This window comes from Synechococcus sp. ROS8604, assembly GCF_014279655.1.
Taxonomy (GTDB): Bacteria; Cyanobacteriota; Cyanobacteriia; order PCC-6307; family Cyanobiaceae; genus Synechococcus_C.
On sequence record NZ_CP047946.1, the window covers coordinates 1,907,624 to 1,924,062 of the forward strand.

17 protein-coding genes are annotated in these 16,439 nt (G+C 54.1%); 13 read left to right on the top strand and 4 right to left on the bottom strand.

Annotated features, from left to right (window positions below; all coding sequences use genetic code 11):
* Positions 1 to 19: 19 nt before the first annotated feature.
* Positions 20 to 910: an ROK family protein gene (locus SynROS8604_RS10200; RefSeq protein WP_186543907.1), complete on the bottom strand. Its 891-nt coding sequence runs from the start codon at positions 908 to 910 to the stop codon at positions 20 to 22.
* Positions 911 to 913: 3 nt separating this feature from the next.
* Positions 914 to 5,356, bottom strand: a complete 4,443-nt coding sequence (locus SynROS8604_RS10205; protein ID WP_255445004.1) for a translocation/assembly module TamB domain-containing protein — start codon at positions 5,354 to 5,356, stop codon at positions 914 to 916.
* A 64-nt stretch (positions 5,357 to 5,420) separates the two neighbouring features.
* On the opposite strand from SynROS8604_RS10205, the gene SynROS8604_RS10210 reads away from it, so the two are divergent.
* From SynROS8604_RS10210 to SynROS8604_RS10265, 12 genes are all read left to right on the top strand, one after another.
* Positions 5,421 to 5,861 carry a Ycf51 family protein gene (locus SynROS8604_RS10210; protein WP_186545934.1) on the top strand — a complete coding sequence of 147 codons (441 nt, stop codon included), beginning with the start codon at positions 5,421 to 5,423 and terminating at the stop codon, positions 5,859 to 5,861.
* Positions 5,858 to 6,262, top strand: a complete 405-nt coding sequence (locus tag SynROS8604_RS10215) for a DUF4332 domain-containing protein (protein WP_186543909.1) — start codon at positions 5,858 to 5,860, stop codon at positions 6,260 to 6,262. The genes SynROS8604_RS10210 and SynROS8604_RS10215 overlap by 4 nt, the downstream gene beginning before the upstream one ends.
* A gap of 64 nt (positions 6,263 to 6,326) precedes the next feature.
* Positions 6,327 to 6,638, top strand: coding sequence for a hypothetical protein (locus SynROS8604_RS10220; protein ID WP_186543910.1), 312 nt, complete (start codon positions 6,327 to 6,329; stop codon positions 6,636 to 6,638).
* Positions 6,628 to 8,268, top strand: coding sequence for a CocE/NonD family hydrolase (locus SynROS8604_RS10225; RefSeq protein WP_255445005.1), 1,641 nt, complete (start codon positions 6,628 to 6,630; stop codon positions 8,266 to 8,268). Before SynROS8604_RS10220 ends, SynROS8604_RS10225 begins: the two co-directional genes overlap by 11 nt.
* A gap of 36 nt (positions 8,269 to 8,304) precedes the next feature.
* Positions 8,305 to 9,045 (top strand): DUF3887 domain-containing protein, encoded by a 741-nt coding sequence (locus SynROS8604_RS10230; RefSeq protein ID WP_186543911.1) that lies wholly within the window; start codon positions 8,305 to 8,307, stop codon positions 9,043 to 9,045.
* 81 nt (positions 9,046 to 9,126) lie between these two features.
* Positions 9,127 to 11,424, top strand: coding sequence for a 1,4-alpha-glucan branching protein GlgB (gene glgB, locus SynROS8604_RS10235; protein ID WP_186543912.1), 2,298 nt, complete (start codon positions 9,127 to 9,129; stop codon positions 11,422 to 11,424).
* 96 nt (positions 11,425 to 11,520) lie between these two features.
* Complete coding sequence (gene hemE, locus SynROS8604_RS10240; protein ID WP_186543913.1) at positions 11,521 to 12,576, top strand: uroporphyrinogen decarboxylase; 1,056 nt, start codon at positions 11,521 to 11,523, stop codon at positions 12,574 to 12,576.
* Positions 12,577 to 13,578, top strand: coding sequence for an NAD(P)-dependent oxidoreductase (locus SynROS8604_RS10245; protein WP_186543914.1), 1,002 nt, complete (start codon positions 12,577 to 12,579; stop codon positions 13,576 to 13,578).
* Positions 13,579 to 13,612: 34 nt separating this feature from the next.
* On the top strand, positions 13,613 to 13,972 hold the full coding sequence (gene petE, locus SynROS8604_RS10250) for a plastocyanin (RefSeq protein WP_186523319.1): 360 nt from the start codon (positions 13,613 to 13,615) through the stop codon (positions 13,970 to 13,972).
* A gap of 113 nt (positions 13,973 to 14,085) precedes the next feature.
* Positions 14,086 to 14,454, top strand: coding sequence for a c-type cytochrome (locus tag SynROS8604_RS10255; protein WP_186545936.1), 369 nt, complete (start codon positions 14,086 to 14,088; stop codon positions 14,452 to 14,454).
* Positions 14,451 to 14,654: a Nif11-like leader peptide family natural product precursor gene (locus SynROS8604_RS10260; RefSeq protein ID WP_186543915.1), complete on the top strand. Its 204-nt coding sequence runs from the start codon at positions 14,451 to 14,453 to the stop codon at positions 14,652 to 14,654. The genes SynROS8604_RS10255 and SynROS8604_RS10260 overlap by 4 nt, the downstream gene beginning before the upstream one ends.
* 89 nt (positions 14,655 to 14,743) lie before the next feature.
* Positions 14,744 to 14,974 carry a TIGR03643 family protein gene (locus tag SynROS8604_RS10265; protein ID WP_186543916.1) on the top strand — a complete coding sequence of 77 codons (231 nt, stop codon included), beginning with the start codon at positions 14,744 to 14,746 and terminating at the stop codon, positions 14,972 to 14,974.
* Positions 14,975 to 14,988: 14 nt separating this feature from the next.
* Here SynROS8604_RS10265 and SynROS8604_RS10270 read toward each other — a convergent pair whose 3' ends face one another.
* The gene (locus SynROS8604_RS10270; RefSeq protein ID WP_186543917.1) at positions 14,989 to 15,195 is read right to left on the bottom strand and encodes a hypothetical protein; all 207 of its coding nucleotides are present in this window, start codon (positions 15,193 to 15,195) and stop codon (positions 14,989 to 14,991) included.
* Positions 15,196 to 15,636: 441 nt separating this feature from the next.
* Between SynROS8604_RS10270 and SynROS8604_RS10275 the strand changes: the two genes are divergently transcribed.
* The gene (locus SynROS8604_RS10275) at positions 15,637 to 15,936 is read left to right on the top strand and encodes a hypothetical protein (RefSeq protein ID WP_186543918.1); all 300 of its coding nucleotides are present in this window, start codon (positions 15,637 to 15,639) and stop codon (positions 15,934 to 15,936) included.
* 187 nt (positions 15,937 to 16,123) lie between these two features.
* On the opposite strand, the gene SynROS8604_RS10280 is transcribed toward SynROS8604_RS10275, so the two are convergent.
* A complete protein-coding gene (locus tag SynROS8604_RS10280; protein WP_186543919.1) occupies positions 16,124 to 16,327 on the bottom strand; it encodes a hypothetical protein in 204 nt (67 codons plus the stop codon).
* Positions 16,328 to 16,439 lie beyond the last annotated feature (112 nt).

Below are 16,439 nucleotides of genomic sequence, written 5' to 3' on the forward strand. Positions count from 1 at the left end.
TTCATCATCTCGTTTCGCGTCACGTCAAGCGTTCGATTGCTAATCGGGCTGCGCCAAGTCGGCCTGCACCGTTACCGAGCGCACAGACGTCAATGCGCAGACCTTGACGACTCATGGCCTGAACCCTTTGAGCAACCTCCTTGCGCACGGAAGGCAGGAAATGGGTCGCAGCGCCAGAAATCCCGCCACCCACCAGCACCAGTTCTGGCGTGAACATGTAAACCAACGAGCTGATCCCTACGCCAAGAGTGCTCCCATAACGGGACCACACCGCTTGGGCTTCCGCATCACCATTCGCGGCCAAAGCTGCCAATTCGGCTGGATCTCCATCCCACAACCTCCTCAACGCCGAGATGCTGGCGAACTGTTCGAGACTGCCGCGGTTGCCGCTGTTGCAGGGTGGCCCCTCGGGATCGAGACCGATCAGCCCCGGCTCGGCCGCGGCCCCATTGTGTCCCGTGAATAACTGGCCTGACAGCATGACCCCTCCGCCCACACCAGTTCCGAGAGTGAGCATCACCACATCGGAACACCCCTTGGCCGCCCCCTTCCATGCCTCTCCGACCAATGCACAGTTGCCATCGTTGGCGAGGGTGACCCGACGCTGGAGACGAGGCTCAAGCCAATCAGCAAGCGGAACCTCCTCCCAGCCAGGCAAGTTGATGCAAACCCTCGCCACACGGGCCTCCACATCCATCGGACCCGGCAACCCAATCCCAACGATCGAGGCGCGGCGATCGGGATCCAAGGCTTCAATCGCTTCTACTAATGCGATACAAACAGCACCTGGTGTTGCTGGCTGAGGAGTTTGTACCTGCTGCTTCTGAAGAAGTTTGCCATCTGCTGAGAAGCGACCAAGCTTGATCGCAGTTCCACCTATATCAACTCCGATCACTTCCGGGGAATGCATGACCTAAAACCGGAAGAAAAGCTGCAATTGACTTTGCCAAGTACCCTGCGAGTCAACAGAACCTGAAACACTCAGATTTTGATCTATTTGATAACTAAGACTACCCTGAGGAGGAATATTATTACGATTAGGAGCGGCTAAAACAGACAAGTTAAAACGGTCCGAAATACTTACGCCAAAGTCAGTCACAATTGCTAATTGAGGTGGAACACGGCCTGATACTCTTTCGCCTTTATTGTCTACCGTAGGAGTAACATAAGTCGGATACAGGGCAAACTGAAGTCTCTGATTAAAGGCATCAGTAAACGTTCCCAAGACCGTCGAAAGCAGAGACTGACCAAGCACCGCGGCCAAGGCTGTTCCTGCACCTTCGCCAGTCAGCCCAGCCAACGAGTTTCCACCAATCAAACCAAGCAACTGGGGCTGTGGCAGAGGAGGAGAACTACGAAGCTGAATGCTATCGGCAAGGCGATTGGCCGGACCTTCAGCTTGAAGCATTACTTTCACCAAACGCAATTGACCTCCCGCGCCAAGGGCTCCGGTGCCATTCGTATCAAATACGGTTGTGCTCGAGGGATCGCTACCAACACCAATGTTGACACTATCTGAGACCCTAGTCTGCATTGCAATATCTACATAGGGGATCAGACCTTGAGAAGGGGTGAAAACTGCCACGTTTGGGGCTTTGCGATCCAAGTTAAAGGTGCTGGTAAACATCCACACCCGCCCAGTAAGCAACTGAATCACACCCCTCAATTTAATATTTTGATCCAGAGGACCATTGAGGGAGACTGAACCTGCTGTGGTGAAATTGGCCAGATCAGGTAGGTTGGTAACAGGCTGGACTTGAACCTTTAAATTAGGTCCAAACCGCACCCGAAAGTTATCAAAAGAAATCAATGGCAAATTGGGTAGTGATGCCTTTAGGCTTTTACTTGGGTCTTCCTCAACATTGGGTCCGAGCAAAACAAGTGGTTCTCTAAAATTCCAATCTTCTTCAAGCAACGCATTCGCTGAAACGAAAGAGTTTGCAGGATCCACCTGATTGACCTTCTCAGCACTGTCCTTATTGCTCGATTTGGATCTTCTGAACAGAGATCGATTCGGAGTTATCGAACCTTCACTCAACTGAAGATTCCCTTGAAAATCGGGATTCACAAGTGCTCCACTCACGCGGAGATCAGCAGCAACAGCTACATCCGCGGTAGGCACCTTGATTCGGGCCTTTTCAATGGTGATGGCCAAAGGAACGTCTTCAGGCGCAGGCTTAAACAACGCCAGAGCACCACTGGCTTGAAGGATTCCGGAGGATCCAATTCGACCCTTAAGTTCCTGCACCTCAAGGCGATCAAAATCGAACACAACAGAGCTGTTGACCTTGCTAACGATTTGGTCCTGAACAACAAATTCGCCATCGTTCATCACGATGAATCCATTGGCTTCAGGAGCCAGAAGGCTGCCGCCAATCAACAATCTGAGATCGGTGTTCCCCTGCTTCCAAGCGACCACATCTCTCGAAAATCCAGCCAGGAAGTGAAGACCATCACCATGACTTTCCACCCGAACGTCTAAGGGGCGATCAGGCGTTAAGGGAACTTGCCCAATCACCGTCAGTGGCTCATCAGCCCCCTCTGCCCGCAAAGCCAAATCAAGCTGCAACGTCTCGTTGGAGAACAAAACCTGACCGCGATCAAGGGCAATCGGCTCCTGACCTACGCGTGCCTTCTCCAGCACAAGCTCGGTTGTCAGTACCGGTGAGCCATCCCCCAAGCGATAGCTACCCGTGAGCCCAAGAGCCCCTTGCAAAGCAGAGGGGACCGGAGCCACCAGTGCAAGAAGGCTGAACGGCAGATGAACCAAAGAAAAACTGCCCTCGCCTGAAGAAAGAGGTCCCTTGAGCTCAGCGATGAACGGTTTCACCTGCAGAGCGATGTCTTCATCTTCACCATCGATCCAAAGATGACCACGCGCGGTGAGATCAATGTCGAGGCTCTTGAGGTTTGGCCCCTGAAGATCAATCACAGCATCCACTTGCCCCCGTAGATCTTCAGGATGAAACGCTTCTGTCTCCCTGCGATCTCGGCGGGCATCATCAAGGGCCCGTTGGGATCGCCTAAGCGCCTTCAACTGCCCATCCAGAGAGCCACCAAAGGTGTTGACCAGCAAGGTGCCTAGATCCGTGGCATCGCCCTGATCAGCAGGAAGGGACTGGGACAGCTGGGGGAGGCTCAGCGCACTGGCCGTTAGCCAGCGTGCACTGAGACCACGGGCCTGAATCTCGGCGTTGAGTCCAGCATTCCGATATCCATCCGCCTCAAACGTGATCTGTCCGCTATCGCGCGGCAACAGTTCCCCGCTGATGTCATAGCGGTCATTTTTGTACTGAGCCGTCATCAGGGCTTGGCGCAACTGGATCCCCAGCAATCCCGGTTGGGCAAGCTTCAGATCGGCCGACATGCTCCATGGCTGCAAACTCAAATCACCGGAACCACTTAAACGGCCATACACCCCTTCCCAACGCTGTTTTGGAGGCAAAACCAACTCCAAACCATCCACACTCAGATCGTTCGCTGTCCAGCGATAGAGGGCAGGACTACCGCTGATCTGCAGCTCACCTTTCCTGCGCTGGAGGCGCACGGTTTCTGGCAACCAATTGCGCCCGAGTTGAGCATCCAATGAGCCAGGAATCACGGCTCCAACGGAGGCCATCTGGAGCTGACCGCCACCACCAGGTCGTCCTTCAAAGCGGCCTTGCCAACGTTCAACAAGACGAATAGATCCCGCACGAGGGCTATGAACTTCGATCTGAAGATCAGGCTGTAACGACTGAAGAGGACCACGTACCTCCCCTTCGGCCGTAATCGTGCCATCCATCTCCGTCCCAATCAGAGAACCGATCCTGCTGAGCGGGTAGGCCTGTAAGCGCAGATTGGATTGCAACGCGCCAACTTGCAGCCCACCTTTCCCGAGTTGAAGGGGCAAGACAGCATCAGCATTGAACTGAGGGCTCGTGAAGCGGTTCAGAGTCAACAAACCCTGCTCTGAAGACCAATCGGCCTTGAGCGACCAATGGTCAAGCAAGGGATTGCTCTCCTGGTTGAGCGCCAACTGAAGTTGAGGCGAGAGGCTGGGGCCAAACAGGCGCAACTCCCCCTTTAAAAGAGCCTTCGTGCCCAACAGCTCAGGAATCAAGGGCAGGCCCTTCCAGGCTTTCCCGACCACTTGCAGCTGCTTTGTCTTGACATCCAGCTGCGGAAACAAGGAACCCTGTGCCTTGATTGAGGCACCGGAGGCTTCTAGAGAAAGGTTTTCAAGCCTGGCTTTCCATGCTTTCGGGCGACGCCCATCTCCGCGCACCTGCAGATCAATGGCAACGGGTTCATCCAGGACCTTTGCCTCTGGAAGTCTCCATCTTCCTGCAAGTTTGAAACGGGGCTGAGACCAGTCACCATCAAGGCTTAGAGCCAACTGATTGTCCTGGTTCAGCTCCTTCAAGGTGGCGCTTAAATCAAATCGCTTATTGAGGTGAACCCGACCGCCCAGGTCGGCCCTGTAGGAGCCGTAACGCCACTGACTGCGTGGAATCGTGAGTCGATCTCGATCACAATTAAGACGCAATTGTTGCGATGCAAGTGCGTGCTGAAGCGGCTTGCCGCTAACGATCAAACCCACAATAGAGAGGCCACCCCCACAGCTGATTTGCCCTCGATTCCAATCAAAACTGAGATCACCACCCACCTGGCCCCCCAACTCGATGGGCTGCGCCATCGGAAGCAAACCTTGCAGGCGGTTAAGGCGAATCCGCTTCAATTGCGTAGTGAGCAGAAATTCAGGGCGATCCCAGTGAGCACGCCCCTTTAGCTTCACCGTGCCTCGATCGGGCAGAGCGATTTGAAAGGCACCATCAGCCCATTTCTCATTGAGACGAAGACGCGCTGCTCCCGCCAAGGAGAGCTGAAGGTCAGAGGGCTCAACATGAATGTTGGCTGGATCGATGAGCCTCACACGAAGGTCGACGCGATGAAAGAACTCATTGTTGACCCGAGGGCCTGGCACCCAAAACTGTCCCTGTTGGTTGCGGTTGAGATTGAGATTGGTTCCCTTCAGTCGGGCGACGACCACCAGCCGCAAGTGGCGAATGCTGGAGAGGGGATCAATCCCCAGGGTGAGTTTCTGCACACGCAGGGTCGAGGCATCCTTCGTTCCAGGAAGAATCATGATCGGTCCAATTCCGATTCCATCGAGCCCAAGTCCGCGATAAGGGCCAATCTCAATCGGATGTCCCAGAGGGACGGAAAATTGCTGCTCCAGGGAGGGACGCAAGCCATTGACGGCTCGTGCAATCAAGCGGTCAGCACTGAACCAAACGGCAGCAGCCACAACTGTGAGCCCCAGTCCAGAGATCACCACTCGTGGAGCCATCGCGCCTTTGCCTGTGCTCCGCATTGATGACCGTCATCCCAGCCAAGGTCGACGCAATATAGAAAGGAGATTTGTCCCTAACCAGCCCATGCCGCTTCCGGAATTATTGGAGGGTTCCAGCAAATGGCTGGCCTGGAGTGGCCTGGGCCTCTCCGTTCTTACCGTGGTTGCCTTCGTAACCCGTTGGGGGCTGCGTTTTCGGCTTGTAGGCGTCAGTAGTTTCACGTTCTTGTTAGCCGTGAGCTGCTGGGCTTTTTCGATCAGTTATTCGCCCCCGGTGCGCATTGAAGGAGCTGTGCAGGTGCCGATTGTGTTTGATAACGGCACCGACCTCGTCGTGGCACAGGCTTCCAGTGGCTTTGCACAAGAAGCCATCACCCCCACCCTGAACCAAATCGCTGCGAACCTCCGGCCCGGAGGTCGCAACATGGAGGTCCGTGTTCGACTTCGGCAACTTCAAACCGAGAGCGAGGGCAGCTCAAGACCCGTGGTGCTTGGGGAAACCAAACGGGACTTCAGCCAGGGATGAGCGCAACTGCCCCTCTCAGTGGATTACCGCAAGGTTTTCGCGATGAACAACGGGATCTAACAGAAGCTGGCATTACCAACTGGGGACAGCTGAGCGATCTGACAGATCAAAAGCTGAGCCGTCTTGTCGCCACTGGACGATCCACAGCACGAAACCTCAAACGTCTCCGCGGCATCGCTGATTTGGTGTGTTGTTTGGAACTTGCGCCAGCCGACGCGGCTCTATTGATGCACGCAGGCTTTGCCACAGTCGCGGCGATCGCAAGCTCTTCCCCGCAGGACATTACGAACCGGACAGGGCGTTTAGAACGCCAGTTGGGGAGTGGCAGAGCTCCGGTTGTGGATCTGGCGATAGCCAAACAGTGGATCCTGCGAGCCAAAGCCAGGCAAACCACGAACTGACCGTTCAACGCAGCAACCCAGGTCTTACCCCTTTGAAATGGTTTTAGTCATTTAAGGAGGAACCATGCGTCCCCTCCATCAGGGTCTCGGCAGGACTTGGACTTTTTGCCATCGGGCTATTAAGGGCCTATCACTTTCGTTGTTGATATCTGCTTCAGCAGGGATTGCTCAATCAAGCCTTCTCGAGAGTGTCAAACGAAACCCAGCGGAAGCCAGAGCCATGTGTCAGTCGTTCAAAGCCATGAACAGCAATGGCCAGTCCGCACTGTCACCCGAAGCGATCAATCAGCTAGCAAGTCAACGCAACCTCAGCACCAATAACGCTGAAATTTTGGCTACCTACGTGATCGGATTGCACTGCTCGGATGTTCGCTGATCAGATGTTGTCTGATCAAAAGTTCAAGGATCAACAGGGCACTGATCAACAGTTCATTGACGCGACTTTGATCACTCCTGATGGGGTGAATCTGGTCGCACGCATCTGGACACCGCAGGGGGCTGGTCCTTGGCCCACCCTGCTAATGAGACAACCCTATGGCCGGGCAATTGCTTCCACGGTGACCCTCCCCCACCCGCTCTGGTGGACCGAGCAAGGGTTTGCGGTCGTCGTCCAAGACGTCCGCGGACAGGGCAGCTCTGGGGGAACATTTCAAGGATTTAGCCAAGAAGCTCTCGACACCGCCGAGACCCTCACATGGATCCGCGAGCGGCCCGAATGCAACGGACGCATCGGCCTGTACGGACTGTCCTATCAAGGGCTGACCCAGCTGCTCGCACCAGCGGATTGCCAGGCTCCTGACTGCCTTGCGCCAGCCATGTGTGGCTTAGCGGAACGGGAGGATTGGAGTTGCGAAGGCGGCGCTCACTGGTGGCACCTCGGCCTTGGCTGGGGGTTGCAGCTGGCAGCCCTTCAGGCCAAGCGCCGCAACGATCCTGGCGCCTGGAACGAGATCTACAGCGCTTTGGTGGAAGGTCGCTATCTACGCGAAGGCGTCGAGCTCTTAGAGCAACATGACCCCCAGGGAATGGCTTTGCGCTGGTTGCGGCAACCGGCAGATCAGGACGAGCGCTGGATTCTCCATCGCCCAGCGCAAACCTGGCTCCAGAAACCCATGCTGCTGATCGGCGGCTGGTGGGATCCCCATCTACGGGGTCTCCTCGACCTTCTCCAAACGGCCCGATCCAGAGGCGGCAACCCCGAACTGCATATCGGCCCCGCCACCCATCTGCAGTGGTGGCCGGAAACGACCCAGCTTCTGCTGGATTTTTTCAATCAACATCTCAAACATCCCCCAACCCCCAGCCAAGACAAAACAACTGCGATCAGGCTTTGGGATCTAGGCGATGGGACCTGGTCAGGTCAGAGCGGAAACGAGTGCAGCAAGGCCTGTTGGCATCTCCACAGCAATGGTTTGGCTTGCCTTGATCCCACCGATGGACAACTGCTCGAAGCCACGCTGCCTGGATCAGGAACCTGCGTCATCGTTCATGATCCATGGCGACCAGCACCGGCCGTTGGTGGGCATTTGAGTCCCACGGCGGGGCCGTGCGATCGGAAAATCGTTGATGAACGCTCGGACGTGGCCGTTTTCAGTTCCGAACCGCTCAAAACAGCTATCCAGCTCTGCGGTCGCCCCCTTTTGAAACTCAAGGTATCCGCCGATCAGCCAGCCTTTGACCTCTGCGCGGCACTGTCAAGACTCCCTGCTGATCGCGATGAGGTGCAACAGATCTCAACCGGTGTGTTGCGGGTCCGACGGGACTTTGACGAGCCATCCAGCCCCATCACCCTGGAACTGCAGCCGCTGCTCGTGAGCTTCCAGCCTGGAGATCGGCTGCGGCTCTCGCTTGCAGGGGCCGCATGGCCAGCCATCGCTGTCAATCCAGGAGATGGTGACCAACGCTTTGGCCCCCCCACAAGCGATTGCCGCGTCATCACCCTTTGCCTTCAGCTGGATGGGGCGACACTGCAAATGGCGCCACTGCTCTTTCCCCAAGCCGGATGAACTCCGGCAAACTAAGTTCATTGTTGCTCCACGTTCATGAAGCTCTCCTCCTGCCTTCTGGTCTGCGCTCTCGCGGCACCGATGCTGCAGGCGTTCCCCGTGCCAGCGGCACGAGGAGAACAGCTTTTAGCCCAGGGAGCGTTGGCGCCACGCACCCCGCTGAGTGCCAGTGAGGCCAGTGAAGCAGCAGATGCACTCCTGAAAGCGCTGCAAGCCCGTAACGCCCAGGCTTTGTTTGATCGCTTATCAACGCCACTGCAAAACGCAACCACCTTTGAAGCCGTCAAGGGGCGCTTGAACAAGGCTCATCGCATCAAATCCACCCGTGTTGTGGCGATTTATCCAGGGATCGATGACACCACCGTCGATGTCATTGCCCAAACCGATCAAGGCAGCAAAGAACTGCTTCTCGTTCTCGACGATGAAGGCAAGCTCGTGGCCTGGAAATGGTTAGGGGAAACGCTGCCGATCGAGACAACCGCTCTGAAATTTGTGCGTGATCTCGACGCACAACGCTGGATTGCTGCTCGCTACTACCTTTCGCTCGATTTTCAAAAGGAAATTTCCCCAGAAGATCTGGAACGCAAGTGGAGCAAATTAAGCCGCGTCCTGGGCGGCGTGAAGCGGATCAAAAATGCTGTCATCTCAAGCAAGGGAGCCGATCAACAACTCGTTTTGGTCACCATTGAATTTGGAACCGTGACCGACAACTTGTTCGTCATCTTCGATGGCCAAGGTCGAATCATCAATGTGGACTTCTCTGAGGATCTGGTCTGATCCCAAAAACTCAGCACATTCCATGCAGCCAAGGCGGGTTTTCCGCTTAAGCTCCCGGGCTAACGAAGACCATCCCCCTGCATGACCGGCGCTGTTCTCGACTGGATGGTTCAGGACAGCCAGAGGCTGGCTGAATGCCGACACGACCATCCCTTCTCTCTTTTGGGGCCCCAACAGCTGGAGTCGGGCCAATGGGTCGTGAGAGCTTGGGTTCCCGAAGCTGAAACCGTTGAGTTGATCCTCAATGGCGAACGCCTATCGATGCAAACGCCTCATCACCCATGGGTTTTTGAGGCCGAATGTTCTCGGGATCCAGGCCATAACTACAAATTGCAGATCCGCCGTGGCGGGATCGAACACGAGCAATTCGATCCGTGGGCCTTTCGGCATGAGTGGATGGGCGAGATGGATCGCCACCTCTTTGCAGAGGGCAATCACCATCACATTTGGCGTCGGATGGGAGCCCACCGCTGCCAACAAGGCGGCATTGAAGGTGTGATGTTCTGCCTGTGGGCACCGAATGCACTCACCGTCAGCGTGATCGGAAATCTCAATTCATGGGATGGCCGCTACCACCCCATGCAGCAGAGACTGGGCGGCATCTGGGAGTTGTTCGTTCCTGAGCTTGAGGAAGGACACTTTTACAAATATGAAATCCGCACCCAAGACGGACACTGTTATCAGAAGGCTGACCCCTACGGCTTCCAGCATGAAGTCAGGCCTGATACCAGCTCGATCGTTAGTCATCTCGACGGATTTCAGTGGAGTGATGACGCCTGGATCAGTAGCCGAGATCGTCGGAACCCTCTCGATCAGCCGATCTCGGTCTACGAGATGCACCTTGGCAGCTGGATTCACGCCTCAGCAGACGATCCATTCATCGAAGCCGATGGAACGCCACGACCACCGGTGCCTGCGGCCGATCTCAAGCCAGGTGCCCGTCTGCTCACCTACCCAGAGCTTGCCGATCGTCTGATCCCTTATGTCAAAGAGCAAGGGTTCAGTCACATCGAATTGATGCCCATCACAGAGCATCCTTTCGATGGGTCATGGGGATACCAAGTCACCGGATGGTACGCACCCACAAGCCGCTACGGCACTCCCGACGAATTTCGCGCCTTTGTGGATCGCTGCCATGCCGAGGGCATCGGTGTGATTATCGATTGGGTGCCTGGACACTTCCCCAAAGACAGTCATGGGCTTGCCTTCTTCGATGGCTGCCACCTGTACGAACACGCCGACCCACGAATTGGAGAGCACAAGGAATGGGGGACGCTGATCTTCAACTACAGCAGGAATGAGGTAAGAAACTTCCTCGTTGCCAATCTCGTCTTCTGGTTTGACCAGTTCCATATCGATGGCATCCGGGTTGATGCAGTGGCATCAATGCTCTACCGAGATTATTTACGGCCCGATGGTGAGTGGTTAGCCAACGAACACGGGGGTAGAGAAAACACCGAAGCCGTTCGCTTCCTTCAGCAAGCCAATCACGTTCTGTTCGAGCATTTCCCAGGTGCTCTCTCGATCGCAGAGGAATCCACCACCTGGCCCATGGTGACTCAGCCCACGGAGAACGGTGGCCTTGGCTTCAATCTCAAATGGAACATGGGTTGGATGCACGACATGCTCGATTACTTCGAGCTGGATCCGTGGTTCCGCCAGTTTCACCAAAACAACATCACGTTTTCGATCTGGTACACGTACACCGAAAACTTCATGCTTGCCCTCAGTCACGACGAAGTCGTGCATGGCAAAAGCCATCTCCTTCACAAGATGCCAGGCGATGACTGGCAGAAGTACGCCAACACGCGCGCCTTGCTGGCCTACATGTGGACGCACCCAGGCAAGAAAACGATCTTCATGGGTATGGAGTTCGGTCAACGTTCTGAATGGAACGTTTGGGGAGATCTGCAGTGGGATTTGCTGAACTACGAACCGCACGCGGGTGTTCACCTCATGGTGAAAGAACTCAACGCGCTCTATAAGCAAGAGCCTGCTCTCTGGAAAGACGACTTTGATCAGTACGGCTTCCAATGGATCGACTGCAATGACAATCGCCATTCCGTGATTAGCTTCATGCGACGGGAAAGCACAAGTGGCTCTTGGTTAGTCGTCGTGGCCAACTTCACGCCCCAAAGCCATTCCCATTACAAAGTGGGAGTTCCAATCTCTGGCTTCTACGAAGAGATCTTCAATACCGATGCTGCCAAATACGGTGGCAGCAACCTGGGAAATCTTGGTGGGAAGTTAAGCGAAGAATGGGGAATCCATGGCTATGAAAACTCCTTGGATCTCTGCCTGCCGCCACTCAGCCTGATGGTGTTTAAGCACGATGCCAAGAAAAGTTTGGCTGAAGTCTCCGTCAAAGAGAGTGCTTAGGTTCAGGTGATGTGACAAAACTGCCCGGATCGCCGTAAAACACAGCGTTTTGGTCAGTTTCGTCAGGTAGGTTGCCGCCTTGATCTGCACGCATTCATGAGCGAGACCCTGCCCCTACTGCTCCGTGCCGCCCGCGGAGAAGCGGTAGAGCGTCCTCCTGTCTGGATGATGCGCCAGGCAGGTCGCTACATGAAGGTCTATCGCGACCTTCGCGATCGGCACCCCAGCTTCCGTGAACGATCTGAGAACCCGGATCTCTCCTATGAGATTTCGATGCAGCCGTTCAAGGCCTTCCAGCCGGATGGGGTGATTCTGTTTTCAGACATTCTGACCCCTCTTCCTGGCATGGGGATCGAGTTCGACATTGTTGAGAGCAAAGGCCCTCAAATTGGTGATCCAATCAGGAACCTCAGTCAAGTTGAAGCGCTCAGACCTTTGCAGCCAGAAGAGAGCATGCCCTTTGTGGGCGAAGTCCTGGGCCGTCTGCGCAGCAGCGTTGGCAATCAGGCCGCAGTCCTTGGCTTCGTAGGCGCCCCTTGGACCCTGGCGGCATACGTCGTGGAAGGAAAAAGCAGCAAGAACTATGCCGTCATCAAAAAGATGGCCTTTCAGGAGCCAGAACTCCTGCATAAACTCCTCGATCACTTCGCGACTTCGATTGCCACCTACCTGCGTTATCAAATTGATTCCGGAGCGCAGGTTGTCCAGATGTTTGACTCCTGGGCAGGGCAACTCAGCCCCGCCGATTACGACACGTTTGCTGCGCCCTATCAGAAAAAAGTTGTTGATCTCGTCAAACAAACGCATCCCGACACCCCATTCATCCTTTACATCTCTGGAAGCGCAGGGGTTTTAGAACGAATGGGTCGCACAGGTGTCGACATCATTTCTTTGGATTGGACCGTGGACATGGCTGAGGGCCTCGCCCGCCTTCCTGACCACATCGGTGTACAAGGCAATGTCGATCCTGGATTGCTCTTTGGCACACCTGAGGCCATTCGCGATCGCATCGATGATTGCGTGCGCAAGGCCCGTGGTCGCCGCCACATCCTGAATCTTGGCCATGGAATTTTGCCTGGCACGCCTGAGGAGAATGGCCGCGCATTCTTTGAAGCTGGTAAGACTGTGATGGATCGAATCGGGGAGGGCTGATTGATCCCGTCGCCCGCTCGAATCTTGATCACCGGCGCAAGTGGTTGCGTCGGCCAATACACAGCGGCTTGGCTCCTGGAAAATTCCGGTGCCGAGTTGCTGCTTTGGCTGCGAGATCCAGCCAAACTTTCAGCAATCTCAGCAGATCAACCACGTGTCCGCTTGTTAGTGGGAGATCTGCGTGAAACAGATCGATTTGCGAGCGAACTCTCCACCGTGACCCGGGTGATTCATACGGCTACTGCATGGGGAGATCCTGAGCGTGCCCATCAGGTGAATGTTGTGGCCGTCAAAAGGATGCTGGCCCTTCTGAATCCAGCTGTCGTTGAGCAGATCATCTATTTCTCAACCGCCAGCATTCTCGATCGTTCCTTGCAACCGCTTCAAGAAGCTCTGGCCTACGGCACCGAATACATCCAAACCAAAGCTCAATGCCTTGGAGAGCTTGAACAACACCCATTAGCTGAACGCATTATTGCGGTGTTTCCAACACTGGTTTTCGGCGGAAGGGTAGATGGAACAAGTCCCTTCCCAACCAGTTACCTAACGGAAGGCTTAGCGGAAGCAAGCAAATGGTTATGGCTCGCTCGCTGGCTGAGAGCCGATGCCAGCTTCCATTTCATCCATGCGGCTGACATTGCTGCAATCTGCGGAATCCTGGCAACCAGCCCTCACCAACCCAATCCAGAACCTGGGCAGGGACCGGTCCGCAGAGTCGTGATGGGACAACCGTGGATCAGCGTGAACGATGCCGTGGCCACGCTCTGTCGCTGGAGAGGTGTGTCGCGCACTCCTGGGATACCCCTTTGGAGCTGGCTAATTGAAGGCCTGATCAAAATCCTTCCCATCGAAATCAACGCATGGGATCGATTTTCAATTCATCAACGTCACTTCGTTCATGATCCCGTTACCCAGCCTGAACGCTTCGGTGGTCGAAGCTATGGACCAGACCTTGAAACAGTTCTGATGAATTCAGGACTTCCACATCGTGGAAGCATCTGAACAGCGTTAAACTCACAACAGTGTTCATAAGCTCATGATCAGCCGTTTGCGTTCTCTCCTCTCAGCCGCGATTGCTTTGGCACTCGTGCTGGGCATCGGTGTTGGTACAGCCAATGCTGCCACTGTTGAAGTGAAGCTCGGTACAGATTCCGGCATGCTTGCATTCGAACCCAGCACCCTCAACATCAAAGCTGGTGACACCGTCAAATTTGTCAACAACAAGCTGGCACCTCACAACGCCGTTTTTGATGGCCACGACGAGCTCAGCCACAGCGATCTAGCGTTTGCTCCCGGCGAATCATGGGAAGAAACCTTCACTGAAGCTGGAACTTTTGACTTCTACTGCGAGCCCCACCGTGGTGCTGGCATGGTTGGCAAAGTTATCGTTGAGTGATCGCTTAGATCAGCAGTTGAACACAAGTCCGGCGAGCATTTTAACAGATGCTCACCGGGCTCTTTTTTTGTCCACCGAAATGGATAGGGTTGTATAAATTGAAATTGGTGGTGATGCTCCATCCCATGTCTCTGTTCGCATTGCTGCTTTGCATTGGCCTCAACCTGTTGGGAGTCTCACCTGCAATTGCGGCCAGCACTTCTGGCGTTGACGTCGAACATGGTGGGCAACTCTTTTCTGCGAATTGCGCTGCATGTCACATGGGTGGTGGCAATGTGATCAGTGCGTCCAGAACATTGAGTCAAAGCGATCTTCAAGCGCATCTCAATGAGTACGGCGACGATCACATTGAGGCCATCGAGCACCAAATTGAAAATGGGAAGAATGCGATGCCTTCGTTTGAAGGAAAATTAAGCGAACAAGACATCATTGATGTAGCCGCCTACGTAGAACTCAAGGCTGAAAAAGGCTGGCAGCGATGAGCCGAGAGGGTTGGAAAGATTTTTTGCGTGCTGCAGAACGCAGTCCAGCTCTTCAACGGGAACTCAGCGTCTGTAGTGAAACAAAAGACATCGTTGCGCTTGGCAATAGACTAGGTTTCTCATTGTGCCTAGACGACCTCAACCAAGACCCTCAAGCCGAAGCGATCGGCAAGTGGTTCGAACAAAGCACGATCCGATAACAGTACAAACCTCCACATCACGGCCTATAAATCTCACCTTTAGCCTGGAGATCCTCGAGTGAGATCAAGAGTTGATCAAAGCGGATGCCATGACCAGCGAACAGTTGGATCGGGTCATTGAGATGGCATGGGAAGACCGCACACCCTTTGAAGCCATTGAATATCAATTCGGTCTCATGGAGAAAGATGTGATCAGCTTGATGCGTCAGTCGTTAAAACCTGGATCCTTCCGTAGCTGGCGCAAACGTGTCTCAGGCCGCAAAACCAAGCATGCAGCCACGAGCCATGCCAACCGATTCAAAGCAGCCTGCCACCACTAGGCAACATCGAAAAATCAATCATCAGATTGGTTGCTCGAGCGACTCGCAATCTTGGCATCAGCCCAACGTGAGAAAAAATAAACAGCAATAAACATCGGCAAGTAAGCAATCCACATGTTGTCAAGCTGCAGTCCACTGTTGTTAACGAGAACCAAGCCTCCGTAGCCCACAACAAAATAAATACCAGCTCGGCGAAGAGCTCCAGCCTGCTTAGGATTCATTGGGATCAACCACGGAATCCCAAGCTAATAGATTCTTCCATCAAGGGCATCCATCTCCACCCAACCAAGAAGCAGCATCCATTGCAGAGCCAAGCTTCGGAGGATTCCTGAGACCGAAGAAACAGGCTCAACAGCACAATCATTGAAGAAAAAGAGGAAGAAAGTATTTTCAGGGGTCAAAAGACCCATCAAAAGCTACAAATCCCCAACCCAAGAGACAACCACAATAATACAAACAATCAAGAACGAATGAATGCTTCATAGACATGCGCACCAAGAGTCAAAACAAAGCATATATCTAGCAAGCCATGAATACTTAAATGCCAAATACACCATGCAAATGCACATCAGTAGACATGCAACAGACGAAAGCTCGACGCCAAAAACTCTTTCTAGACAATTATTGAGTAAGGTTGGCTTAGTGAAACCAGAAGGAAAGAAATGACTGACATCAAAAACCGCCCAAGTCCAAGCGAGATGACCTACGCGCAGGCCTGGGAGGAATATCAAAACAATGGCGAAGCCTGGAGAACCGAGCATGACGAAGCCCTTCAGCAAGTGCGTTTAGACATGCCTGAAGCCGGCTCCGGCGCACTTGTGGAAGCCGGCCTGATCATGGCAGCTCGCCCCATTGGTCAACGCCAAGAAGCACTCAGCCGATGGCACGAATTCTTCGAAAGTGACAAAAAGACGAATGCTTTAAAGGGTTATCCATCCGGACACCCCAAATCAAGGAAGTAAAGCATCGGTGTCTTTCAATCAAAAAGAAGAAAAAATTGACATATTTTCTCTTGATTTTATCAATTAAAGATAGCGATTATCAATCCCTCAACAGTCCGCCATACATGGTGACGAAAAGGGCAACGGATGCCGTTTATTGGTGGAACGCCTTACCTTAAACCCCTTTTCATTCACAACTTAATGAGCCTTAATGTCGCTTTCGAACGGCCTCCAACACGGCAAGATACAGATCCTCGTCAATCTCGCGAATGTCGTATTCCGTAGGCATGGCGCCATGGTGATGTTCATGCACCACGGTCCAACACTTGCGCTCCACATCACTCAACTCGGCTCCGTACACGGCATGGACACGCTCCACCAATGCCTTAACCAAAGCTGAATCAGTTGCCATCCCTATGTCCCATTCAACGTTGTGGATCGGCCGACCCTACAAGTGCAGGTCGGGATACCGCATGGTGGCGCAAAGACCGACCGAGCCGGATCGGTTCTCCGCTCTACAAATG